The 23,272-nt window shown below is 63.1% G+C and carries 20 protein-coding genes; 1 reads left to right on the top strand and 19 read right to left on the bottom strand.

Translation table 11 applies throughout. The features are described from left to right. Positions 1-6: 6 nt before the first annotated feature. Both C0Z16_RS02205 and C0Z16_RS02210 read right to left on the bottom strand, forming a co-directional pair. On the bottom strand, positions 7-3,117 hold the full coding sequence (locus tag C0Z16_RS02205; protein ID WP_102630638.1) for a sensor domain-containing protein: 3,111 nt from the start codon (positions 3,115-3,117) through the stop codon (positions 7-9). Positions 3,118-3,323: 206 nt separating this feature from the next. Further along, the gene (locus C0Z16_RS02210; RefSeq protein ID WP_102630584.1) at positions 3,324-3,800 is read right to left on the bottom strand and encodes a nitrate reductase associated protein; all 477 of its coding nucleotides are present in this window, start codon (positions 3,798-3,800) and stop codon (positions 3,324-3,326) included. Between the two features lie 157 nt (positions 3,801-3,957). On the opposite strand from C0Z16_RS02210, the gene fdhD reads away from it, so the two are divergent. Continuing rightward, complete coding sequence (gene fdhD / locus C0Z16_RS02215) at positions 3,958-4,797, top strand: formate dehydrogenase accessory sulfurtransferase FdhD (protein ID WP_102630639.1); 840 nt, start codon at positions 3,958-3,960, stop codon at positions 4,795-4,797. Positions 4,798-4,829: 32 nt separating this feature from the next. Here the strand turns inward: fdhD and C0Z16_RS02220 are convergent, their stop codons facing one another. The 17 genes from C0Z16_RS02220 to C0Z16_RS02300 form a co-directional block, all read right to left on the bottom strand. After that, positions 4,830-5,600 (bottom strand): enoyl-CoA hydratase, encoded by a 771-nt coding sequence (locus C0Z16_RS02220; protein ID WP_102630585.1) that lies wholly within the window; start codon positions 5,598-5,600, stop codon positions 4,830-4,832. A gap of 122 nt (positions 5,601-5,722) precedes the next feature. After that, positions 5,723-6,922: an acetyl-CoA C-acyltransferase gene (locus tag C0Z16_RS02225; protein ID WP_102630586.1), complete on the bottom strand. Its 1,200-nt coding sequence runs from the start codon at positions 6,920-6,922 to the stop codon at positions 5,723-5,725. Between the two features lie 134 nt (positions 6,923-7,056). Further along, a complete protein-coding gene (locus C0Z16_RS02230) occupies positions 7,057-9,504 on the bottom strand; it encodes a 3-hydroxyacyl-CoA dehydrogenase/enoyl-CoA hydratase family protein (protein WP_102630587.1) in 2,448 nt (815 codons plus the stop codon). A 115-nt stretch (positions 9,505-9,619) separates the two neighbouring features. Further along, positions 9,620-11,407 carry an acyl-CoA dehydrogenase C-terminal domain-containing protein gene (locus C0Z16_RS02235; RefSeq protein WP_102630588.1) on the bottom strand — a complete coding sequence of 596 codons (1,788 nt, stop codon included), beginning with the start codon at positions 11,405-11,407 and terminating at the stop codon, positions 9,620-9,622. Positions 11,408-11,526: 119 nt separating this feature from the next. Then, a complete protein-coding gene (locus C0Z16_RS02240) occupies positions 11,527-12,126 on the bottom strand; it encodes a TetR/AcrR family transcriptional regulator (RefSeq protein WP_102630589.1) in 600 nt (199 codons plus the stop codon). Positions 12,127-12,342: 216 nt separating this feature from the next. Continuing rightward, positions 12,343-13,602, bottom strand: coding sequence for a cardiolipin synthase ClsB (gene clsB / locus C0Z16_RS02245; RefSeq protein WP_102630590.1), 1,260 nt, complete (start codon positions 13,600-13,602; stop codon positions 12,343-12,345). Continuing rightward, positions 13,599-14,084: a dihydroneopterin triphosphate diphosphatase gene (gene nudB, locus C0Z16_RS02250; RefSeq protein WP_102630640.1), complete on the bottom strand. Its 486-nt coding sequence runs from the start codon at positions 14,082-14,084 to the stop codon at positions 13,599-13,601. Before nudB ends, clsB begins: the two co-directional genes overlap by 4 nt. Before the next feature lie 195 nt (positions 14,085-14,279). Further along, positions 14,280-16,079: an aspartate--tRNA ligase gene (gene aspS, locus C0Z16_RS02255; protein WP_102630591.1), complete on the bottom strand. Its 1,800-nt coding sequence runs from the start codon at positions 16,077-16,079 to the stop codon at positions 14,280-14,282. Between the two features lie 76 nt (positions 16,080-16,155). Next, positions 16,156-16,809 (bottom strand): DUF502 domain-containing protein, encoded by a 654-nt coding sequence (locus C0Z16_RS02260; protein WP_102630592.1) that lies wholly within the window; start codon positions 16,807-16,809, stop codon positions 16,156-16,158. 72 nt (positions 16,810-16,881) lie between these two features. Beyond that, positions 16,882-17,259, bottom strand: coding sequence for an FmdB family zinc ribbon protein (locus C0Z16_RS02265; protein WP_102630593.1), 378 nt, complete (start codon positions 17,257-17,259; stop codon positions 16,882-16,884). A gap of 208 nt (positions 17,260-17,467) precedes the next feature. Next, positions 17,468-18,091, bottom strand: coding sequence for a methyltransferase domain-containing protein (locus C0Z16_RS02270; protein ID WP_102630594.1), 624 nt, complete (start codon positions 18,089-18,091; stop codon positions 17,468-17,470). Positions 18,092-18,110: 19 nt separating this feature from the next. Further along, on the bottom strand, positions 18,111-19,688 hold the full coding sequence (gene ubiB, locus C0Z16_RS02275) for a ubiquinone biosynthesis regulatory protein kinase UbiB (RefSeq protein ID WP_102630595.1): 1,578 nt from the start codon (positions 19,686-19,688) through the stop codon (positions 18,111-18,113). 15 nt (positions 19,689-19,703) lie between these two features. Then, positions 19,704-20,348: a ubiquinone biosynthesis accessory factor UbiJ gene (locus C0Z16_RS02280; protein ID WP_102630596.1), complete on the bottom strand. Its 645-nt coding sequence runs from the start codon at positions 20,346-20,348 to the stop codon at positions 19,704-19,706. 152 nt (positions 20,349-20,500) lie between these two features. Next, positions 20,501-21,493: a Tim44 domain-containing protein gene (locus C0Z16_RS02285; RefSeq protein ID WP_102630597.1), complete on the bottom strand. Its 993-nt coding sequence runs from the start codon at positions 21,491-21,493 to the stop codon at positions 20,501-20,503. A gap of 38 nt (positions 21,494-21,531) precedes the next feature. After that, entirely contained in the window at positions 21,532-22,263 is a 732-nt protein-coding gene (gene ubiE / locus C0Z16_RS02290; protein WP_102630598.1) for a bifunctional demethylmenaquinone methyltransferase/2-methoxy-6-polyprenyl-1,4-benzoquinol methylase UbiE, read from the bottom strand. A gap of 67 nt (positions 22,264-22,330) precedes the next feature. Continuing rightward, entirely contained in the window at positions 22,331-22,744 is a 414-nt protein-coding gene (locus C0Z16_RS02295) for a gamma-butyrobetaine hydroxylase-like domain-containing protein (protein WP_102630599.1), read from the bottom strand. Between the two features lie 79 nt (positions 22,745-22,823). Then, positions 22,824-23,252: an HIT family protein gene (locus C0Z16_RS02300; RefSeq protein ID WP_102630600.1), complete on the bottom strand. Its 429-nt coding sequence runs from the start codon at positions 23,250-23,252 to the stop codon at positions 22,824-22,826. Positions 23,253-23,272: the final 20 nt, after the last annotated feature.

Raw genomic sequence — 23,272 nt, forward strand, 5'->3', positions numbered from 1 at the left:
CCGCGTTCAAACCAGCGCCGGTTCCCGAGTCGCGCCGCCTTGCATCAACTCGGAGATCGCATCAGTGGACAACGGCTTCGCGAAATAGAAGCCTTGCATTTCATCGCACGCGCGCTCCTTGAGGAAATCGAGTTGCGCCGAGGTCTCCACGCCTTCCGCGATTACCTGCAGCTTCAGCGAATGCGCGAGGGCGATGATGGCCGAGGTGATGGTTTCATCGTCGGCCGATACGCCGATGTCCGACACAAACGAGCGGTCGATCTTCAACCGGTCCACGGGAAAGCGCTTCAGATAGCTCAGGCTTGAATAGCCGGTGCCGAAATCGTCGATGGCGAGGCCGATGCCGAGCGCGTGCAGCTCATTGAGCATCGACACCGCTTCTTCCGCGTTGCGCATGATCGCGCTTTCAGTCAGTTCGAGTTCGAGGTATTGCGGCTCGAGCCCGGTCTCGTCGAGCACCTGCATGACGAGCTTTGCAATATCGCGCTGCTGGAACACACGCGCTGACAGATTCACCGACACCCGTGCCGGCGGCAAGCCCAGGTCCTGCCACGCTTTGTTCTGTCGGCACGCTTCGCGCAGCACCCACTCCGACAGCGGACCGATCAGCCCGCATTCCTCGGCGACCGGAATGAACGACGACGGCGGCACCAGCCCGCCCTCGGGATCGTGCCAGCGTACGAGCGCCTCCGTCCCGACAATCTGTCCGGATTGGATGTCGACCTGCGGCTGATAATGCAGCAGGAATTCGTTGTCGCGCAGCGCGCGGCGCAAGCGCCGTTCGAGATTCAGGCGCGCGCCCGCGCTCGCGTTCATCTCCGGCTGATAGAACTGGAAGGTGTTGCGGCCCATGTCCTTCGCGCGGTACATCGCGAGGTCGGCCTTTTTCATCAGGGTTTCGGCGTCGTCGCCGTCTTGCGGGAAGAGACTCGCGCCCATGCTGCAACCGACGTACAGCTCAGTGCCGTCGAGCCAGACCGGTTCCGATATCGACGCTCGTGCGCGCTCCATCCACGCGATCAGCGATTGTTCGTCGACGGTATCGGTCATCACGATCACGAACTCGTCGCCGCCGTGACGCGCGACGGTATCGCTCGTTCGAGTGCAGCGCGCGAGCCGCTCGGCCACGACGCCCAGCAGCCGGTCGCCGACGCTGTGGCCCAGGCTGTCGTTGACGTTCTTGAAGCCGTCGAGGTCCATGAACACGACCGCGACGCCCTTGTGCTGCCGCTGCGCAACGATCAGCGCATGCTGCAGGCGGTCGCGCAGCAGGTTGCGGTTGGGCAGGCGGGTGAGGCTGTCGTAGTTGGCCTGATATTCGAGCTGTTCCTGATAGCGCATCAGGTCGGTCACGTCGTTGATCACGCCGATGTGATGCGTAATCACGCCTTCCGCGTTCGGCACCGGCGCAATGAACAGCTGATTCCAGAACAGCGCGCCGTCCTTGCGATAGTTGCGCACCACCGCGCTCACTTCGCGATTCGCGGCGAGCGCCTGACGGATCAGCGCGACGCCTTCCTGGTCGCGATCGTCGCGTTGCAGGACGCGGCAATCGTGGCCGATCACCTCTGCGGGAGCGTAGCCCGTGATCCGCATGAACGCTGGATTCACGTATTCGATCAGATTGCCCAACGGCGACGGCGCGGTGATCAGAATCGCGTTGACGCTCGCATCGAGCGCACGGCTTTGCAGACGCAGCGCGAGATCGGCGCGCTTGCGCTCGGTGATGTCGGTATACGAGCCGAGGACGCCGATCACGCGGCCGTCGCCATCGGTGAACGGCAGCTTGCTCGTGACCGTCGTGCGATGCACGCCGTCGATCACTATGTCGACTTCGAAATTCATCTTCGGCATGCCGGTGTCGATCACCTCCTTGTCGTGCGCGTTCAGCCGCTCGGAGAACGCGCGCCACGGCATGTCGGCGTCGCTTTTGCCGACCACCTGCTCGGGATACGACAACCCCGCGTCGCGCGCGAACGCCATGTTGCAGCCCAGATAGCGCGACTCCAGATCCTTCCAGAAAATGCGCTGCGGAATGTTGTCGATCACCGCTTCGAGCATCTGGTTAGAACGCTGCGCCTCGGCTTCGGCATTGATCTGGTCGGTGACGTCGTCGGCGAGCACGAAGAACGCGGCGCGGCCCATGAAGTTCAGCGCGTGATACGAAATGTCCGCACTGATCGCCGAGCCGTCCTTGCGCCGGTGATGCCAGATGCCGGCCATCGTGCGGCCGCGCTGCACCGCGTCGACGCGCAGCATATGCGACTCCAGTCGCGTAACCTCCGTGGCGGGCCGGATCGCGCGAATCGTCAGGCCGAGAAACTCGCTCTCCGTGTAGCCGTACTGCTGGATCGCGGCGGAGTTGACGGCGAGAAAGCGCAGCGTTTCGCGGTCGAAGATATACATCGGCACGGGATGATCGTCGAACAGGCTGCGAAAACGCTCGTCGTTGCGGCCGAGCGCGCGCACGCTGTGCAGCTTCTTGCGCGCGCTGCTTTCGCGTGCGCCGAACGTGAAGATCAGCAGCGCACCGCCCGCGAGCATGGTCACGATCAACATGATCATCGCGCGCCGGCTCTCTTTCGAGGATGCCGCGAGCGATGCCTGCAACGCACGGTTCTCCGCGTCGCGCAGTGCGGCGAGACCGGCTTCCACGCGCTGAAGCCCGAGCCCGACATGCATATAGGACGACGCCGCCCAGGCGCGTGAGGCGGCCGGCTCGGCGTCTTCGCGCGTCAGCAGCGCCTCGTCGATGTCGCGTTGCAGCGCGTGGCTGTCCGCGTTCAGCCGGGTCAGCGCTTCGAGCATGAGCGGCTCGCCGGCGAGCTCGTTGCGCAACTCGCTTTCGAGACCCGCGAGCGTCGCGTTTATCGTGGTGGCGGCGTTGACGGGCGCCCTGTGCCCCGACGCTTCGAAGCGGGCAAGCGCGGCAAGGCCGCCGTCGAGCGCCGTCTGGTAGGCGTCGAGATTCTGGCGAACGCGCGTCGAATGCAGCATGCGTGCGTCGGCGTCGCGTTGCCCGGCGATCTGCATGTACGCGACGAACACGTTTGCGCCGAGCGCGACGGCCACGACCGCCATGTTGATCAGCAGCCGCTTCGATATGAGAGGAGTCATGGGTTCCGAACGTCGATCGTTCTTCGGGCGGGAGCGCGAGGCCGCTTTCGATGCGTCCGGCGGCATCGATGCGGGTCTTTTACGCGCTAACCCATGGATAACGGCAGCGTTCGGAACAGGTTGAGGGTGGGGCGTGAAAAATCTTTGGGGGCTGGTGGTTGAGCCTTCGTGAGGGCGCCTAGCCGGCCGCACCTAGCCGGCTGCACCTAGCCGGCCGCGCCAAATTCCTTCATCGCTGGGATGAAGTCGTGGTTGATCTCCTGCTTGCGCGACAGCTTGGCGAGCACGTAGCGCTTGAACGGGTCGAGCTCCTTCCAGCGGGTGGCGCTCGGCGCTGGCAAGCCGGCCAGTTTGGCCTGACGCGCGATACTGTCCGGCACGCTGCCGGTGTCACGCCAGGCGGGCGCTTCGTCAGGCGTGAACCACTCCGGCTCGACGTTCGCGTGAGTGCGCAGCATCTCGAACAGCGCGTGATCGAAGTTCGGCTCGATCTCGGCGTCGTCTTCGACCGGAAAGCGCGCGAGGAGCTTGCGGTCTTCGAGCGGCAGCATTTGCCATTGCGCAAGCGAGATGCGCAGCCCGAAGCGGTCGAGATTGAAGCGGACCGACATCGGGATATAGGTGAAATTCTCCGACGACTCGACCTCGAAGTTGAACAACAGCGGTGCTTCGTTGAGTCCCATGACAGTGTTCCTCTTTGATGATGGGCAACGCGTAAGCCCAGCTTGAGGTATTTTAGAACCTTATTCGCGCGTCGGCGGCGCGGGCCCGGACGCCTTGGAGTCGCCCGGCGCCCGGCAAGCCGCTCGGGCGCGCGCAGCACAAATGGAGTGGATCAGCTTGAACGAACTGGAAACAGCCGGCCAGCCGGGCGCGGTGGAGCGTCAGGTGCATCGCCATCGCGCCGGGGCGGTGGAAACGGTCACCGACCACGTCGGTCAGGAGTGGCCGGTCGCGCTCGTCTTCAACGGCATTTCGCACGCGGTGATGATGTGCACGCCGCGCGATCTGGAAGCCTTCGCGGTTGGTTTCGCCATTTCGGAAGGGATCGTCGAGCGCGGCAGCGACATTCAGGACATCGAGGTCGAACTGCATGACGACGCCGAATTGCCGCACGCCGAGGTGCAATTGCAGGTCGTTCAGCAGGCCTTCGTCGCGCTGAAGGACAAACGCCGCGCGTTGGCGGGCCGCACCGGCTGCGGCGTATGCGGCATCGAAAGCATCGATTTGCTCGATCTGAAGCCGGAACGCGTGCCGGATACCGGCTTTCTGCAACGGCTCGTGCCGGACGCGATCGCACGCGCCGCACGCGAATTGCCGGAACACCAGGCGCTGACGCGGCTCACCGGCGGCCTGCATGCCGCCGCGTGGTGCGACGCGGCGGGCGCGATTCGCTACGCGTTCGAAGACATCGGCCGCCACAACGCGCTCGACAAACTGATCGGTCAACTCGTGCTCGATCGAGTGGATACCAAAGAGGGCTTTGTGTTCCTGTCGAGCCGCGCGAGTTACGAGCTGGTGCGCAAAGCCGCGCGCGTCGATGTGCCGATGGTCGCAACGATTTCGGCGCCGTCATCGCTCGCCATTGCCATCGCCCGCAAGGCGGGCGTGCGGCTCGTCAGCTTCTGCCGCGAAACCAGCTACGTCGACTACGACACAGGGCAGCCGGCGCAGCCCTGAACGGCGTGCGCTTCAAAGACGCGCCGACGCGCTCAGTCGAATTGCCGGAAGTCCGGCTTGCGCTTCTCGAAGAACGCCTTGAACGCCTCGCGCGCTTCGGGCGCGATCAGCATCTTGCCGAAATGCACGGCTTCTTCCGACATCTGCGTTTGCAGTTCCTGATGGCTCGCGCGCTTCATCAAGCTCTTCGTCACACGCAATGACGACGCGGGCAGTGCGGCCAGCTTCGCGGCTTGCGATGCGGCAAACGCATCGACTTCCGCCGCCGGCAGCACGCGATTCACGAAGCCCATGCGTTGCGCTTCGGCAGCGTCGAACGCCTCGCCGAGCAGCAGCTTTTCCGCCGCCGCCTGATAACCGGCGACGCGCGGCAACAGCAGGCTCGACGCCGCTTCCGGACAGAGCCCGAGTTGCGCGAACGGCAGCGAAAAGCTCGCCGAATCGGCGGCATAGACGAGATCGCAATGCAGCAGCATCGTCGTGCCGATGCCCACCGCCGGCCCCGCCACCGACGCCACCACCGGCTTCTCCGCCGAGCTGATCGCGCGCAGGAACTGGAACACGGGCGCGTTTTCACCCATCGGCGGCGACTTCATGAAATCTTCGAGATCGTTGCCGGCGCTAAAAATGTTGGCGCTGCCGCGAACCAGGATCACGCGCACCGACGCGTCGTCTTGCGCCTGAACCAGCGCGTCGGCCATGGTTTGATACATCGCGGCCGTGATCGCGTTCTTTCTGTCCGGCCGGTTGAAGGCAATCGTCAGCACACCGTTTGCGCTCTCGATCAGAATATCCATCGTCATCTTCATCTCCCTCGACTGCTGCGGAAACTGCTGCTGAAATGTGAAAACGGTCCGCAAGCAGCAAGCCTGCGAACCGTTCTGCACGCCTTAACGGCTTGCCGCGAACACCGCAGCGGGCTGTATCACAGCCGCTCGATAATGCCCGCCGCGCCCATGCCCGTGCCGACGCACATCGTCACCATGCCGTACTTGTAGTTGCGGCGGCGCAGGCCATGCACGACCGTCGACGCGCGAATCGCGCCCGTCGCGCCCAGCGCGTGGCCGAGGGCGATTGCGCCGCCGAGCGGGTTGATCTTCGACGGATCGAGACCGAGGTCCTGAATCACCGCGAGCGATTGCGCGGCGAACGCTTCGTTCAGTTCGATCCAGTCGAGGTCGTCCTGCTTCAGACCGGCGGCCTTGAGCGCGGCGGGAATCGCTTCCTTCGGCCCGATGCCCATGATTTCCGGCGGCACGCCGCGCACCGCGAAGCTGACGAAGCGTGCGAGCGGCGTCAGGTTGAATTGCTTCAGGATCTTTTCCGACACGACGATCAACGCGCCCGCGCCGTCCGACGTCTGCGAGCTGTTGCCGGCCGTCACCGAGCCCTTGTTCGCGAACACCGTGCGCAGTTTGGCCAAGCCTTCGAGCGACGTGTCGGCGCGCGGGCCTTCGTCGAGCGAGACTTCGCGCGTTTTCACGCGCACTTCGCCGGTGGCGAGATCGGGGAAGCGCTCGGTGATCGTGTACGCGGCGATTTCGTCGTTGAACTCGCCGGCTTGCTGCGCGGCGATTGCGCGGCGATGCGATTCGACCGAGAACGCGTCTTGCGCGTCGCGGCTGATCTTCCAGCGCTCGGCGACTTTCTCGGCCGTCAGTCCCATGCCGTACGCGATACCGACATCTTCGTTGCGGTCGAAGATATGCGGCGACAGCGACGGCTTATTGCCCATCATCGGCACCATGCTCATCGACTCGCAGCCGCCCGCGATCATCGCCTCCGACTCGCCGACGCGAATGCGGTCCGCGGCCATTGCGAGCGCGGTGAGGCCCGACGCACAAAAGCGGTTCACCGTAACGCCGCCGACCGTATTCGGCAAGCCGGCCAGCAACGCGCCGATCCGGGCGACATTCAGTCCTTGTTCCGCTTCGGGAATCGCGCAACCGACGATCGCGTCTTCGATCACCTTGGTATCGAGGCCCGGCACTTGCGCCACGGCCGACTTGATCGCGTGCACCAGCAGCTCGTCGGGTCGCGTGTTCCTGAACATGCCGCGCGGCGCCTTGCCGATCGGCGTACGGCTCGCTGCGACGATGTATGCGTCTTGCAATTGCTTCGTCATTTAAAGCTCCTTTGTCGGCAGGAGTTAGCGCTTTAGCGCTTACTCCTGCCCCATGCAGTCTTATCGCGGTCGGCAGGAGTTAGCGCTTTAGCGCTTACTCCTGCCCCATGCAAATTTACTTGCGGTCTGGTCGCTCAATTACGCACCGGCTTGCCGGTTTGCAGCATGCCCATGATTCGCTCCTGCGTCTTCTGCGTGCCGAGCAGATCGACGAACGCGCGACGCTCCAGTTGCAGCAGCCATTCTTCGTCGACGAGGCTGCCCGCTTCCACGTCGCCGCCGCACACCGCTTCGGCGATACGGCTCGCGATCAGGAAATCGTGCTCGCTGATGAAACGCCCGTCGCGCATGTTGACGAGGGAAGCCTTGATCGTAGAGATCGCCGAACGCCCCGCCACCGGCACTTGCGTGACACGCAGCGGCGGACGGTAACCGGCAGCAGCCAGCGCGCGCGCTTCCTTCTTCGCGACGTCGAGCAATTCGAACACGTTGAAGACGATCGTGTCCGACGGCTTCAGGTAGCCCATTGCGCGAGCGTCGAGCGCGGACGCCGAGACCTTTGCCATCGCCGCGTTCTCGAACGACTTCTGCACGAACTTCAGCAGGTCGTTGGTCGCGCCGACTTGCGTCGCCGCTTCCGCCGCGCGCAATGCGGCTTCCTTCAGACCGCCGCCCGCAGGCACGAGACCCACGCCGACTTCCACAAGACCGAAATAGCTTTCGATGTGTGCGACGCGCTTCGCGCTATGCAGCGCCAACTCGCAGCCGCCACCAAGCGCAATTCCCGACACCGCCGATACGACCGGTACGCTCGCGTATTTGACGCGCAACATGCCCTGCTGGAATTTCTTCACGAACGGCTCGATGCCCTTCGCGCCGCCCATCATGAACGCGGGCATCGCCTCTTCGAGGTTGGCGCCCGCGGAGAACGGACCGCCCGGTGTGCCGAGTTTCAGCGACGTCGGCTGCCATACGACGAGACCCTTGTAGTCCTTCTCGGCCAGTTCTATCGCCTGCGTCAGACCGTCGATCACCGACGGTCCGATCGTGTTCATCTTGCTCTTGAACGACACGATCAATACGTCGCTTTCGTCTGAACCCCGGCCGGCGCGGTCGTCGACCCACGCACGCACGGCGTCGGTTTCGAACAGCGTCTTGCCGTAGGTCTTCGGGTCCGCAGTCGTTTCGCCGACGAGCGGCGCGCGAAACACCTGCCGGTCGTACACGCCGAGCGATGAGCGCGGCACGAACGTCTCCGAAGCCGGTGACCACGAACCTTCGTTCGTATGTACGCCGCCCTGTTCGGCGACCGGACCATCGAGCACCCACGACGGCAGCGGCGCATTCGAGAGCGCCTTGCCCGCCGCGATGTCTTCCTGCACCCACTCGGCGACCTGCTTCCAGCCGGCCGTCTGCCAGCCTTCGAACGGACCTTCGTTCCAGCCGAAGCCCCAGCGGATTGCCAGATCGACGTCGCGCGCGTTATCGGCGATAGATTCCAGATGCACGCCGATGTAGTGGAACACGTCGCGGAAAATCGCCCACAGGAATTGAGCCTGCGGATGCTGCGATTCGCGCAGCAGCTTCAGACGCTCGGCCGGCGGACGCTTCAGAATGCGGCCGACCAGTTCATCGGCCTTCGCACCGCCATCCACGTACTCACCCGTTTTCGGATCGAGCACCTTGATCGCCTTGCCTTCCTTCTTGTAGAAGCCGCCGCCGGTCTTCTGACCGAGCGCGCCTTTCTTCACGAGTTCGGCCAGTACGGCCGGCGTTTCGTAGACGGGGAAGAACGGATCGTCCTTCAGGTTGTCCTGCATCGTCTTGATGACGTGCGCCATCGTGTCGAGGCCGACCACGTCTGCAGTGCGGAACGTGGCCGATTTCGCGCGGCCCAGACGCGAGCCGGTCAGGTCGTCCACTTCGTCGAAACGCAGGCCGAATTTCGCGGCTTCGGTAACGACAGCGAGAATCGAGAAAATACCCACGCGATTCGCGATGAAGTTCGGCGTGTCTTTCGCGCGCACGACGCCCTTGCCGACCACGCTCGTCAGGAACGTTTCCAGTTGATCGAGAATCTCCGGGCGCGTCGCCTCGGTTGGGATCAGTTCCACCAGATGCATGTAGCGCGGCGGATTGAAAAAGTGCACGCCGCAGAAGCGCGCCTTCAACTCGTCCGCGAAACCTTGCGACAGTTCGGTGATCGACAGACCCGACGTGTTGGTCGCGAAGATCGCGTTCGGCGCGAGATGCGGCGAGACCTTCTTGTACAGGTCGTGCTTCCAGTCCATCCGCTCGGCAATGGCTTCGATCACCAAGTCGCATTCGGCGAGCTTCTCGATGTCGTCGTCATAGTTGGCGGGCTGAATGTATTGCGCGTCGTCCTTCACGCCGAATGGTGCGGGCGACAGCTTCTTCAGATTCTCGATCGCCTTGAGCGCGATCGCGTTCTTCGGGCCTTCCTTGGCGGGCAGGTCGAACAGCAGCACGGGCACCTTGGCGTTGATCAGGTGCGCGGCGATCTGTGCGCCCATCACGCCGGCGCCGAGCACCGCTACCTTGCGAATGATCAGATTGCTCACGTCGTTCCTCCGGGGAGTTATGCGGTGTCGCGAATGTGTCGACTGGTTCGCGATGAATGTGGCCGGCGAAAGCGTCGCGCTGTTCGAATGAGCGCGACGCTTTCCGTAAGATGGCTTAGAACAGCGCTTCTTCGACTTCCATCAGCGGCTTCGAACCGGCACGCGCCTGACGGATCGTCATGGCCGTTTCAGGCAGCAGCTTTGCGAAGTAGAAGCGCGCGGTGGCGAGCTTGGCCTTGTAGAACGGATCGCCCGAGGCTTCCTTGTCCAGCGCGACGCGTGCCATGCGCGCCCAGAAGTAGGAGAAAACGAGATGCCCCACAGTGCGCAAATACGGCACGGCGGCGGCGCCGACTTCGTCCGGGTTCTGCATGGCCTTCATGCCGATTTCCATTGTCAGCTTCTGCACCTTTTCGCCAATGTCGGCGAGCGGGTTGATGAACTCCTGCATCTCCGGCTTCACGCCTTCGGCTTCGACAAACTCCGTCACGAGCTTGCCGAACTTCTTCATCTTCGCGCCCATGTCGCCGAGAATCTTGCGGCCGAGCAGGTCGAGCGCCTGAATCGCGTTGGTGCCTTCGTAAATCATGTTGATACGCGCGTCGCGCACGTACTGCTCCATGCCCCACTCGGCGATAAAACCGTGGCCGCCGTAAATCTGCATGGCGTGATTGGTGCCTTCGAACGCGTTGTCCGACAGGAACGCTTTCAGGATCGGCGTGAGCAGCGCGACGAGGTCGGCGGCTTCTTTGCGCACCGATTCGTCTGCGTGCGACAGCTCCTTGTCGATATGCAGCGCGGACCAGTACGAGAATGCGCGCGCGCCTTCGGCGTAAGCCTTTTGCGTGAGCAACATGCGGCGCACGTCCGGATGGACGATGATCGGATCAGCCGCCTTTTCAGGCGCCTTCGGGCCGCTCAGCGAACGCATCTGCAGACGCTCTTTCGCGTACGTCAGCGAGTTCTGATACGCGACTTCGGTAAGACCCAGGCTCTGCATGCCGACGCCGAGACGCGCGGCATTCATCATCACGAACATCGCGTTCAAGCCCTTGTTCGGCTCGCCGACCAACCAGCCCTTCGCGTTGTCGAGATTGATTACGCAGGTCGCGTTGCCGTGAATCCCCATCTTGTGTTCGATGGAGCCGCACTTCACACCATTACGTTCGCCCGGCTCGCCCGCTTCGTTCGGAACGAACTTCGGCACGATGAAAAGCGAAATGCCCTTGGTGCCCATCGGAGCATCCGGCAAGCGCGCGAGCACGAGGTGAACGATGTTCTCCGCGAGATCGTGCTCACCGCTGGAGATGAAAATCTTCGTGCCGCTGATCGAATACGAGCCGTCGCCGTTCGGCTCGGCCTTGGTGCGGAGAATGCCGAGGTCGGTGCCGCAATGCGGTTCGGTCAGACACATGGTGCCGGTCCAGACGCCCGAGACCAGCTTCGGCAGATAAGTTTTTTGGAGCTCGGGCGTGCCGTGCGCGTGCAAACATTCGTAGGCCCCGTGCGACAGGCCGGGGTACATCGTCCACGCCTGATTCGCCGAATTCAGCATCTCGTACAACGCGTTGTTGACGAACGCGGGCAGCCCCTGGCCGCCGTATTCCGGATCGCAGCCGAGCGCGGGCCAACCCGCTTCCACATACTGTCGATAGGCCTCCTTGAAGCCCTTGGGCGTCGTCACGACGCCGTCGCCGGCGTACGTGCAGCCTTCCTGGTCACCGCTGTGATTGAGCGGGAACAACACCTCGGAACAGAACTTGCCGGCCTCTTCGAGCACGGCGTTGATCGTCTCCGCGTCGAGATCCGCGTGCTTCGGCATTTGCGTGATTTCGGCTTCGACGTTGAGCAGCTCGTGCAACACGAATTGCATGTCGCGCAGCGGCGCGGCGTACTGTCCCATAACTCTCTCCAAAGTTTGACAAGAAGCCAGGCCGTTAGCTCGAGTCCGTCGTGCGGATCTTTTTCTCTCGCTTGTTTGCTTTCTCGCCGCTGAACCTTGCGCAAGTTCCGCAGCTTCGGCTAACGGCCTTCGCTTTGATACGAAACAATCAATTTTTCCAGCGCGGCCCACGTGAGGCGCACCGCATCCGGCAGATGCAGGAAGCGCGCGTCGTGATGCAGACCGAGCGTGAAGCTGTAAAGTTCGAAGAGCATCAACTGCGGATCGGTATCGGCACGCAGATGCCCTTCTTCCACCGCCTGCGAAATCGCGCGAGTGAGCGCCGCACGCCAGATCGTCACGCTCGACACCAGTTGCTCGCGCACCGGGTTGTCCGCGCGGTCGTCGTACTCCACGGCGCCGCTGATGTAGATGCACCCGGTCGTGACTTCCTGAATGCGCTTCTCGATCCAGCGGGAAATCATCGCTCGCAAGCGCGGCAATCCGCGAGGCTCGCGCAAGCTCGGGAAAAACACCTCGTCTTCGAAACGACGGTGATATTCGCGCACCACTTCGACTTGCAAATCCTCGCGCGACCCGAAATGCGCAAACACACCGCTTTTGCTCATCTGCATGCGCTCGGCCAGCAACCCTATCGTCAGACCTTCGAGTCCGTCGCGGCTTGCAAGATCAAGTGCTGCTTCGAGAATTGCGGCTCGCGTCTGTTCACCTTTTCGCATAGCTTTTACCGTTCTAATGTGACCGAAACTGAAATCGAACGGCCGTACTATTATTGAGTGGCGCCGTCCGCGAAACAAGGACTTTATTAGAAACCGGTTTCTAACTGGCTTCAATTCTGGGGCATACAGCAATCAGAGGAATCTGATTTTTTAGAGGGCTTCGCCGTGAGGCAATTGTTGCTCACAGGGAAGTCCATTTCAGTTGCCGTTTCCCGTTCAGTCGTACCCGCCCACCGTCAACAGCTTCATCACGGCCCGGTAGGTCGTGTAGGCGAGCCAGTTGAGCAGGCGCTCGCCGGCCGGACGGGCGTCGTAATGGGCTTCGTCGATGCGTCGCGCGTCCTTGAAGGCGACGAGCATCGCTTCGCGGAGCGCGTCGATCGACGGATCGTTCACCAGCACGACATTGGCTTCGTTGTTGAGCATCAGGCTCAGGGCGTCGAGATTGGACGAGCCGACCGTCGCCCAGCTCGAGTCCACCACGGCCACCTTGCCGTGCAGCAGGGTTTTCTCGTACTCGGCGATCTGCACGCCGGCTCTGAGCAACGCGCGATAGAGGAACGGCACGGCGTAATCGAGCGCCTTGAACTCCTTACGCCCGATGATCAGCTTCACCACGAGGCCGCGCCGCGCCGCGTACACCAACGCGCGCCGCAGCTTGCGGCCCGGCATGAAGTAGGGGTTCGCAAGCAGCACTTCGCTGCGGGCCTGGCCGATCGCGGTCAGATAGGCCTTTTCGATCGCGCGGCGATTGATCAGGTTGTCGCGCGCCACGAACGCCACGCACGGTTGGCCGCCCGCCCACAATTCCTCGTTCCGGCGTCGGCCGCGACGGCGCAAGCTGCCGAGCGACGCCGTATTCTTCGGACTGAGGTCCGGCTCCAGCGATTCCAGCGGCCGATGCCCGACGCGAATCCGGCGCCATTGCACCTCGAAAGCCTGCCGAATATCGTTGACCGCCGGGCCATGCAATTCGACGGCGAAATCCCAGCGCCGGTAAGGCAGCGTCTCGCCGTCGTTGTCGTAATCGTCGACGATGTTGATGCCGCCGCAGTACGCGAACTGATCGTCGATCACGGCGAGCTTGCGATGCGTGCGCGAAAAGCCGAAGCGCCCGAAGATGTGCGGGTTGTAGATACGATGCTCGATGCCCGCGCCGTGCCATTCGTCGAACATCGGCAGACGCGCGGTGCCGATGCCGTCGGTAATCACGCGCACGCGCACGCCGCGCGCCGCCGCGCGCAGCAACGCGGCGCCGACCGTCTGCCCCGCGTCGTCGTAGCAAAAGATATAAGTTTCGAGAACGACGTCGTGCTGCGCGGCATCGACACGCTCGACGAGCGCGCTGAAGAACTCATCGCCGGAGCGCAGCAGTTTGACGTCGTTGCCGCTCGTGAAGCGGTAGCGCTGCCAATAGCGGCGGCCGAGCAGCGATTGCCGCAGACGGGCGAAACGGCGTGCGCCGCCGACGCTCATCCGCGAGACTCCGAACGCTCGCGCAGCCTCTTGGGCAATTGCAGGATCGCATCGGCATTCGACGACGAAAAGCAGCGCGACGCCGCCTCTTCATACGGCAGCCACAGAAACGCAGTGTGCTCGCGCGGCGCGAGCGTCACTTCGAGCTGCTCCGGCACTTGCACGCTGAACCAATGCTCGGTGTTGTGGATCACGCCTTCGGCATAGCGGTGCAGGAACTGCGGATAGATCTCGTATTCGATCGAGTATCGCCAGTCGAACAGCGCACTTCGCGGCACCAGCGCGCCGCCGATTACGATGCCGGTCTCTTCGGCCACTTCGCGCACCGCCGTGTCGGCGAGCGGTTCGTCGAGGCGATCCTTCGAACCCGTCACCGACTGCCAGAAACCAGGAGTGTCCGTGCGCTCGATCAACAGCACGTCGAGCGAGGGCGTATGAATGACGACGAGTACGGATTGCGGAATCTTCGGCGGTTTCGGCATGGCGTGAAAACTGGGCGCAACGCTTGCGCGGTACATGTGGGCGAGTGGTCCAATGAGCTGGCGGAAGCTGTTGCATCGACTGTAACGCAAAAAACGACAAAGGCGCCGGGAGTTGCCTCCTGCGCCTTTGTCGTTTTGCATCTGCTGTCGTTTTCACACAGCACTCAGTGCCATCGAGCCAATGGCCTCAAGCCATTACGCCTTCGGTTCGGGCGTGCGCAGACGGATGTGCAACTCGCGCAACTGGCGCTCGTCCACTTCGCTTGGCGCCTGCGTGAGCAGGCACTGCGCGCGCTGCGTCTTCGGGAACGCGATCACGTCGCGGATCGAATCGGCGCCGGCCATCATCGTGACGATGCGGTCCAGACCGAAGGCGATGCCGCCATGCGGAGGCGCGCCGTACTGCAGCGCGTCGAGCAGGAAGCCGAACTTGGCTTGCGCTTCTTCCGCGTTGATCTTCAGCGCGCGGAACACCTTGCTCTGCACTTCCTCGCGGTGAATACGTACCGAGCCGCCGCCGATTTCCCACCCGTTCAGCACCATGTCGTAGGCCTTTGCGAGGCAACGCGCCGGGTCCGTTTCCAGATACTCGAGGTGCTCGTCCTTCGGGCTGGTGAACGGGTGATGCGCGGCGACGTAACGGGCGTCTTCCTCGTCGTATTCGAACATCGGGAAGTCGACCACCCACAGCGGCTTCCAGCCAGATTCGACCAGACCGTTGGCCTTACCGAATTCCGAGTGACCGATCTTCAGACGCAGTGCGCCCAGGCTGTCGTTCACCACTTTCGCCCGATCCGCCGCGAAGAAGATGATGTCGCCATCTTGCGCACCGGTGCGCTCGATGATCGCCTTGACCGCTTCGTCGTGCAGGTTCTTGACGATCGGGCTTTGCAGACCGTCACGGCCCTTCGCCACTTCGTTGACCTTGATCCACGCGAGGCCCTTCGCGCCGTAGATGCGCACGAATTCCGTGTAGCTGTCGATGTCGCCGCGCGAGAGTTCGCCGCCCTTCGGCACGCGGATTGCCGCGACGCGGCCGTCTTTCGTGTTGGCCGGCGTGCTGAACACCTTGAAGTCGACGTCCTTGACTGCGTCGGTCAGGTCGGTGAATTCGAGTTTCACGCGCAGGTCCGGCTTGTCCGAACCGAAGCGGCGCATGGCTTCCGAATACTCCATGACCGGGAATTGCTCGGCCAGCTCCACGCCGATCGTTTCCTTGAACACATGGCGGATCATCGCCTCGAACAGATCGCGGATTTCCTGTTCCGACAGGAACGAGGTTTCGCAATCGATCTGCGTGAATTCCGGCTGACGGTCGGCGCGCAGGTCTTCGTCGCGGAAGCACTTGACGATCTGGTAATAGCGATCGAAGTTCGCCACCATCAAGAGCTGCTTGAAGAGCTGCGGCGACTGCGGCAGCGCGAAGAACTGGCCCGGATTGGTACGCGACGGCACGAGGTAGTCGCGCGCGCCTTCGGGCGTGCTCTTGGTGAGCATCGGCGTCTCGATGTCGATGAAGCCTTGCGCGTCCAGATACTTGCGCACTTCGATTGCGACGCGATAACGCAGACGCAGGTTGTGCTGCATCTGCGGACGACGCAGGTCCAGCACGCGGTGCGTGAGGCGCGTGGTTTCCGACAGGTTGTCGTCGTCGAGCTGGAACGGCGGCGTGATAGACGGGTTCAGCACGATCAGCTCATGGCACAGCACTTCGATCTTGCCGCTTTTCAGCGCGGCGTTCGTCGTGCCTTCGGGACGGCTGCGCACCACGCCCTTGATTTGCAGACAGAATTCGTTGCGCACGCCTTCGGCGGCCTTGAACATCTCAGCGCGGTCCGGGTCGCAGACGACCTGGACGAGGCCTTCGCGATCACGCAGGTCGATGAAGATAACGCCGCCATGGTCGCGGCGGCGGCTTACCCAGCCGCACAGCGAGACGGATTGGCCCAGCAGTTCTTCGGTCACCAGACCGCAGTATTCAGATCTCATCGACATGATGTTTGACTTTCGTTTTGCATTGGTTGAGCGGCGCGCCGCAGTGGGACACTGCGTGAAACCCTGCGCGCCGGCATTACAGCGGAGGCTCGACTGTCGTGCGGCGCACCGGCGCCGGCGGCGCGGACGGCGCCACGACGCCCATCGAGACGATGTACTTGAGCGCGGCGTCGACGGTCATGTCGAGTTCGATCACTTCGCTCTTGGGCACCATCAGGAAGAAGCCGGACGTTGGGTTCGGCGTAGTCGGCACATACACGCTGACGTGATCTTCTTTCAGGTGATTGATCACGTCGCCGCCCGGAATGCCGGTCAGAAACGCGATCGTATAGCAGCCCCGGCGCGGGTATTCGATCAGAAGCGCCTTGCGGAACGCGTTGCCGCTGCTCGACAGCAAGGTGTCGGACACCTGCTTGACGCTCGTATAGATCGGCCCGACCACCGGAATGTGGCCGACCACGAGCTCCCACCACTTCACGAGCTTCTGCCCCACGAAGTTCTGGGTCAACAGTCCGACGACAAAGATGAACGCGAGCGTCAGGACTGCGCCGAGGCCGGGCAGACGGAAGCCGAAAATGCGCTCCGGCTGCCACGCGCGCGGCAGCAGCAATAGCGTCTGGTCCATCGTGCCGATGATCAGACCGAGCACCCACAGCGTGATGGCCAAAGGCACCAGCACCAGCAGGCCAGTCAGAAACACCGATTTGAGCGTCGTTTTTTTCGTCGTCATGTGTACCGCCAGAAAGCCGCGCGGCCGAAGCAACGCGCGGCGTGTGCGCCGCCTCCGAGGGCGGCAGTCCTACTAGACGCTGCCGGAACCGCTCGCTGCGGCAGCCGCCGGCGCAGCAGCGGGCGCAGCCGGCGTGGCGGCTGCGCTGCTGGCCGCGGCCGTGTCGGATTTCGCGGCGCCGTCATTGGCAGCCGCGGCATTCTCACCCGGGCCTGCATTCGAGGCTCCGTTCGCGTCGGGCTTGGCTGGCGCGCCGGCGCCGTTATTGCCGCCGCGGAAGTCGGTCACGTACCAGCCCGAGCCCTTCAACTGGAAGCCCGCGGCAGTAACCTGTTTGCGAAAGCTGTCTTTCCCGCACTCGGGACACTGCGTCAACTGGGCGTCGCTCATCTTCTGAAGCACGTCTTTCCCGAAGCCGCATGACTCGCAACGATAAGCGTAGATCGGCATGACTTTTTCCCTACTGAAATCTTGTAAACGCTTGCAAAGCCTTGAATTATAGCCGCAAACGATAGCGCTCCCCGGCATTTTGGGGACAAGCGCCCGACGCAGCCGCCGATGCGCGAGATGAGGGCGGCCGCAGCAAAAATCAAGGGCCGCGCGCGCGACCACGGAGCGCAGCGGCCTTCAGATCGGGCGCGGTCGTGAGGCTCGGCGCTCAGGCACGCCGCCGCCATGTAAGCCAGCGCTCATGCCCGGCAAAGACCGGAATCGAATCGGTCACGGGCTCGTCTTCGATCAGTTCGAAATACCGCGTGAGCAGTGCCTCCAGTTCGGCGCGCTCCATGCCGAACGGCGGCCCTTTCGTCGTCGCGCCGACGAAAAAGAATCCCGCGAGCAGCGCGCCCGCCGGTAGCAGGTCCGCCATTCGCCGCGCGTAGTCGGCGTGGCGCGCCGGCGGCAACGCACAGAGGAACGCGCGCTCGTAGATCCATGCCGGCGTGAAGGGCGGTTCGTAGGCGAAAAAATCGGCCTGCTCCACGAGTTGCGCATGCGGCTCGCCCAACTGTGCGCGCGCGGCGGCTACGGCAGCGTGCGAAAAATCGATGGCCCGCACCGGACTGCCGTGTGCAGCCAGCCACGCGGCTTCATACGCACTGCCGCAGCCAGGAATCAGCACGGGCTCGCCCGCGTGGCGGCCCGCGAACGACTGAAACGCCGACGGCACGCCCGCCTGGTCCCACGGCGTGAAATGACGTTCGAACCGCTCGTCCCAGAACGCCGGCGAGTTCGGATCGCGGTTCTCGAAATCGGGCACCGGGGATGGAGTCGGATCGCTCATAACACGCCTCACAATCGGATCAGGCGCCGGAGGCGAGCGCGAGGAACACCCGCGCGAGCGCCGCGCCGACACCGACCGCTACGCCGAATAGCAGCAAGCCCTGCAGCAGGCGGTTAGTGCGCTTCTGTTCGAGCAGGATCTGCCGGACCATGTCGTCGTTGCCTACGCGACCGTGATCGTGGCGCTCGGCCAGCACATGATGGATCAGGCGCGGCAACTGCGGCAGCGTCTTACTCCACTGCGGCGCTTCGATCTTCAGGCGCTCATACCAGCCGCGCAAGCCGATCTGCTCGTTCATCCAGCGCTCGAGATAAGGTTTCGCCGTCTTCCACAAATCGAGTTCGGGATCGAGCGAGCGGCCGAGCCCCTCGACATTCAGCATGGTTTTTTGCAGCAGCACCAGTTGCGGCTGAATTTCGACGTTGAAGCGGCGCGACGTCGAAAAGAGTCGCATCAGCACCTGACCCAGCGAAATGTCCTTCAGCGCGCGGTCGAAATACGGCTCGCACACCGCGCGAATCGCGCTTTCCAGTTCTTCGACGCGCGTGCTGGGCGGCACCCAGCCCGATTCCAGATGCAGCGTGGCCACGCGATGATAGTCACGCTTGAAAAACGCGAGGAAGTTCTGCGCGAGGTAGTTTTTGTCGAAGTCCGACAGCGCGCCGATGATGCCGAAGTCCAAAGCAATATAGCGGCCGAAGTGCGCCGGATCGAGGCTCACCTGAATGTTGCCCGGGTGCATGTCGGCGTGAAAAAAGCCGTCGCGGAACACCTGCGTGAAGAAGATTTCGACGCCTTCGCGCGCGAGCTTCGGGATATCCACGCCAGCCGCCCGCAGCGTGTCGACCTGGCTGATCGGCACGCCGACCATGCGCTCCATCACGAGCACGGTGGGCGTGCAGAACTCCCAGTACATTTCCGGCACGAGCAGCAGGTCGAGCCCGGCAAAGTTGCGGCGCAACTGGCTGCCGTTGGCGGCCTCGCGCATCAGATCGAGTTCGTCGTGCAGATACTTGTCGAATTCGGCGACCACCTCGCGCGGCTTCAGACGCTTGCCGTCCGCCCACAAACGCTCGGCCCATACGGCGATGTCGCGCAGCAACGCGAGGTCGGAGTCGATCACCGGCAGCATGTTCGGACGCAGCACCTTCACGGCGACGGCCTTGCCGGCATGCTGCCCCGCCTTGACCGTCGCAAAATGCACCTGCGCGATCGACGCGCTCGCCACCGGCACGCGCTCAAAATCGTCGAACAGCACGTCGACCGGCGCGCCGAGCGACTTCTCGACCAGCCCGATTGCCACCCCTGAGTCGAACGGCGGCACCTGATCCTGAAGCTTCGCCAGTTCATTGGCGATATCGACCGGCAGCAGGTCGCGCCGCGTCGAGAGCACCTGCCCGAATTTAACGAAGATCGGCCCGAGGCTTTCCAACGCGAGCCGCAAACGCACGCCCGGCGGCGCGTCGAACTTCCGGCCAATGGTGGTGATACGCAACAGCAGACGCACGCGCCGGTCTTTGATGCGGCCGAGCATCATCTCGTCGAGACCGAAGCGGATAACCGTGAAAAAAATCTTGAGGAAACGCAGAAAACGCATAGTTGTGCCCGGTGACTAGCGCGTGCCGCGCAACGTGGCGGCGCCGCCCGGCGTATCGGCGCCGCGGGCTTCGACCTTCTGCTCGACACGCTGGATGCGTTTTTCCACTCGCGCCAAGGCGTCGCGGGCGTGCGCCAGTTCGACGTTGAAGTCTTCCAGCGCGGCGCGGCGCACGAGCTGGGGATTCTCATCGAGCAGATATTCGGTCGCCGTGCCGAGCAGATTGCGACCGGTGCGCTGCACCTGTTCGCCGACCCTGCGCACGATCGACGCAACGCGCCACGCGGGACCGTCGCCGATCAGCTTCGCGAGATCTTCTTCCGGCTCCCAGCGCAAATGTTCGGCAAGTTTCGCGATGACCGTGGCGAACTCCGCGTCACCTTCGATTTTCACGTGCTTCATGACTGCCGCCTGACCGCCCTGCACGAAGGCCGGCAACGCGTCGGACGGCACGGAGATGGTCACGTCGAACTGTTGCGCGTCGCTTTCGCCGACGGTGCCCAGGTAGCCGTCCGGCTGCACAAGCAGCGTCAACACGAGCGGTTGCGACGACAGTCTGGCGATCTTGCCCGCATAAGGGGCGAGGCGCTCACGAGCCCACGATTCGCGGGCGAGCAGATGATTGACAGCAGCAGCGAAAGGCTTGGCGGCGAGGGTCATTGAAAGTGGCAAGAAAAAACCCGCGTGAGCGAGTGCTCGCGCGGGTTCCTATTGTAACGTCCGTTCGCTTCGCGGCTTGCTCGGCCGAACGGCCAACGTTGCGGACGATTTCGGGACGGGCGGCGCTGCTGCCGCTGCGTCCCTGTGCTGCCTCAGTGCTGCGCGAGCTGCTGGATGCCAGCGAGCAACCAGCCCTCGCCGGGGCGATTCGCCTTCGACAGATTCCACACTTCGACGAACGGCTGGGCCGCCGCACCCGGCGCTTCACGAATCAGCCCGGAGAAGCGCACGCTCGCGAAATATTCGTTCGCGCGCTCTTCGACGCCCAACAGATCGGCGTTCAACTGCACCACGTCCGTCTGATTCGACTCCGCGCCGCGCGAAGCGAGGTCGACCCTCACTTCGGCGAACATTTCCGGCGTGGTGAATTCGCGGATGTCGTCGATATTGCCGACGTCCCAGGCGGCCTGCAGTCGCACGAAGTACACCTTCGCGTTACGCAGGAAGGCTTCCGAGTCGAAGCCCGCCGGCACGCTGGGCGTCGCATTGACGGATGGCGTGGTCAGCGGATTGCCTTGCGGTTCGAGATACGCGCCGGTAGGCGGCGCGGTGTAGCTCGGCTGCTGGGTGTAGCCCGTGGCGCCCGAATTAAGCGACGGCGAGTGGCCCGCATAAGCCGGTTGCGACGCATCGCGCTTGCGCCCCATAAAGCGGCGGATCAGCCAGATGCCGATCATTGCGAGCAGCGCAATCACGATGATATTGGCCATTGCGCCCGCAAACGCGCCGCCCAGACCGAAGTGCGACAGCAACGCGGCGATACCGAGACCGGCGGCCAGACCCGCGATCGGCCCGAGCCAGCGCGAGCGGTTGGGCTGCGCGGCCGGAGCCGGCGCAGGAGCGGGCGCCGGTTGGGCACGCTGCTGCATGGCCGGATTGGTTGGGGAAGGTTGCGACGGCGCCGCCTGCTGCTGAACGGTGTTCGACTGACGGCCAATACTTCGGCCACCGCCCATGCGGCGAGCTTCCGCATCGAGCGAGGCGACAGAGCCGGCCACGATCAGACCGACCATCGCGATCAGTCCGATTCTTCTCACCAGCGACCGCTTAACCTTACGGGGAGATAACGCAACTGAATCGGACATTTTGGCACTTTCCTTTAAAAATCGATGAGTTGGGCACCCTAGTATTTGGTCCCCACGTGTAAAGCTACCACGCCAGCTGACAAATTGTAATATTTGACGCCGTCGAGACCAGCTTGTTCCATCATTGTTTTTAAAGTTTCCTGGTCTGGATGCATGCGGATCGATTCCGCCAGATAGCGGTAGCTCTCCGCGTCTTTTGCAAAGCGATCGCCGAGCCACGGCAGCACCTTGAACGAATAGACATCGTAGGCTTTTTTGAGCGGATCCCATACCTTCGAGAATTCCAGAACCAGCAGACGGCCCGCGGGTTTCAGAACGCGGCGCATTTCCGCCAGCGCGACGTCCTTATGCGTCATGTTGCGCAAGCCGAATGCCACGGTCACCACGTCGAAGTAATTGTCCGGAAAAGGAATCTTCTCGGCGTCGCACAGCAGCGCCGGCGTGATCACGCCTTTGTCGAGCAAACGGTCGCGGCCCACGCGCAGCATCGATTCGTTGATGTCCGTGTGCCAGACTTCGCCGGTTTCGCCCGCCTGCTTCGCGAATGCCCTGGACAAATCGCCCGTGCCGCCCGCGATATCGAGCACCTTGAAGCCCGGCCGCACGTTGGCCTGGGCGATCGTGAACATCTTCCACGCCCGATGCAACCCGCCCGACATCAGGTCGTTCATCAGGTCGTAGTTGGCGGCAACCGAGTGGAATACGCCCGCCACCTTCTGCGCCTTTTCCTGTTCGTCGACCGATTGAAAGCCGAAGTGGGTTTTGCTCATCGCGCTTGTCCTTTCGCGTATTCTGAAATGTTGCGCCGCATCAGTGCGGCGGATCAGGCGAATCGTATCAGTGACAGTGCCCGTGCGCAGCGCTGGATGAAACCATCGGCGCATCGCGGTCAATGCCCGCCGCCGCCAGTCTGTCGAGATACGCGCCCCAGAGTTCGTCCTGCCGCCGCGCCATGTCGTAGAGCAGGTCCCACGAATAGATACCGGTCGAGTGGCCATCGGAGAAAGTGGGCTGGATCGCGTAGTTGCCCACGCCTTCGATCATCGTGATCGTGACGTCGCGCTTACCGGTTTGCAGCGTTTCCTGGCCGGGGCCGTGACCCTGCACTTCTGCTGACGGCGAATAGACGCGCAGCAGTTCGAACGGCAGCCGATACGATTCGCCGCTTGCGTACTGCAATTCGAGCACGCGCGACCTGGAATGCACGACCACGCCGGTCGGCACCGGGGTATCGGGAGTCAATCCGCTCATGATGGCCTCATAAGAAAACGCCGCCGCGCAGAAAGTCGCCCCTTGAGGCGCACGGCGCGAAGCGACGGGTTAGTGGTGCTCAGCCAAGAGCCTGTTCGATTTCCTGCCGCACCGCTTCGCGCAGCAACGTGGCTTGCGCGCGGCGCGACGACAGCATCGCTTCGGACACCGTGCGCTGACGCGGCGCCCAGATGGGCAGCGGAAAATGAGCGTCGTTCGAGAAACGCGGAATCACATGCCAGTGCACATGCGGCACCTGGTTGCCGAGGCTCGCGAGATTCACTTTCGCTGGCTGAAGGATGCGCCGCATCGCGCGCTCCACGGCATAGACGGCCTTCATCACGCGATCGCGGCCGTTCGCGTCAAGATCGGAAAACTCGGCCACGTGCTCATTCCAGATCACCCGGCAAAAGCCCGGGTAATCGTGTTCGTCGGCGAGGACGACACGCAAGGTATCGTCCTGCCACAGCACATCGCCGCCATCTTCACGGCAAAAAACGCAACCCATCGTCGTCCTCAGGCAAAAAT

Source organism: Paraburkholderia rhynchosiae (genome assembly GCF_002879865.1).
Classification (GTDB): Bacteria; Pseudomonadota; Gammaproteobacteria; order Burkholderiales; family Burkholderiaceae; genus Paraburkholderia; species Paraburkholderia rhynchosiae.

Bases quoted from the DNA above. Each gene is read 5' to 3' on its own strand.
- C0Z16_RS02205 (WP_102630638.1), bottom strand. From the start codon at position 3,117: ATGACTCCTCTCATATCGAAGCGGCTGCTGATCAACATGGCGGTCGTG.
- C0Z16_RS02210 (WP_102630584.1), bottom strand. From the start codon at position 3,800: ATGGGACTCAACGAAGCACCGCTGTTGTTCAACTTCGAGGTCGAGTCG.
- C0Z16_RS02220 (WP_102630585.1), bottom strand. From the start codon at position 5,600: ATGACGATGGATATTCTGATCGAGAGCGCAAACGGTGTGCTGACGATT.
- C0Z16_RS02225 (WP_102630586.1), bottom strand. From the start codon at position 6,922: ATGACGAAGCAATTGCAAGACGCATACATCGTCGCAGCGAGCCGTACG.
- C0Z16_RS02235 (WP_102630588.1), bottom strand. From the start codon at position 11,407: ATGGGACAGTACGCCGCGCCGCTGCGCGACATGCAATTCGTGTTGCAC.
- C0Z16_RS02240 (WP_102630589.1), bottom strand. From the start codon at position 12,126: ATGCGAAAAGGTGAACAGACGCGAGCCGCAATTCTCGAAGCAGCACTT.
- clsB (WP_102630590.1), bottom strand. From the start codon at position 13,602: ATGAGCGTCGGCGGCGCACGCCGTTTCGCCCGTCTGCGGCAATCGCTG.
- nudB (WP_102630640.1), bottom strand. From the start codon at position 14,084: ATGCCGAAACCGCCGAAGATTCCGCAATCCGTACTCGTCGTCATTCAT.
- aspS (WP_102630591.1), bottom strand. From the start codon at position 16,079: ATGTCGATGAGATCTGAATACTGCGGTCTGGTGACCGAAGAACTGCTG.
- C0Z16_RS02260 (WP_102630592.1), bottom strand. From the start codon at position 16,809: ATGACGACGAAAAAAACGACGCTCAAATCGGTGTTTCTGACTGGCCTG.
- C0Z16_RS02265 (WP_102630593.1), bottom strand. From the start codon at position 17,259: ATGCCGATCTACGCTTATCGTTGCGAGTCATGCGGCTTCGGGAAAGAC.
- C0Z16_RS02270 (WP_102630594.1), bottom strand. From the start codon at position 18,091: ATGAGCGATCCGACTCCATCCCCGGTGCCCGATTTCGAGAACCGCGAT.
- ubiB (WP_102630595.1), bottom strand. From the start codon at position 19,688: ATGCGTTTTCTGCGTTTCCTCAAGATTTTTTTCACGGTTATCCGCTTC.
- C0Z16_RS02280 (WP_102630596.1), bottom strand. From the start codon at position 20,348: ATGACCCTCGCCGCCAAGCCTTTCGCTGCTGCTGTCAATCATCTGCTC.
- C0Z16_RS02285 (WP_102630597.1), bottom strand. From the start codon at position 21,493: ATGTCCGATTCAGTTGCGTTATCTCCCCGTAAGGTTAAGCGGTCGCTG.
- ubiE (WP_102630598.1), bottom strand. From the start codon at position 22,263: ATGAGCAAAACCCACTTCGGCTTTCAATCGGTCGACGAACAGGAAAAG.
- C0Z16_RS02295 (WP_102630599.1), bottom strand. From the start codon at position 22,744: ATGAGCGGATTGACTCCCGATACCCCGGTGCCGACCGGCGTGGTCGTG.
- C0Z16_RS02300 (WP_102630600.1), bottom strand. From the start codon at position 23,252: ATGGGTTGCGTTTTTTGCCGTGAAGATGGCGGCGATGTGCTGTGGCAG.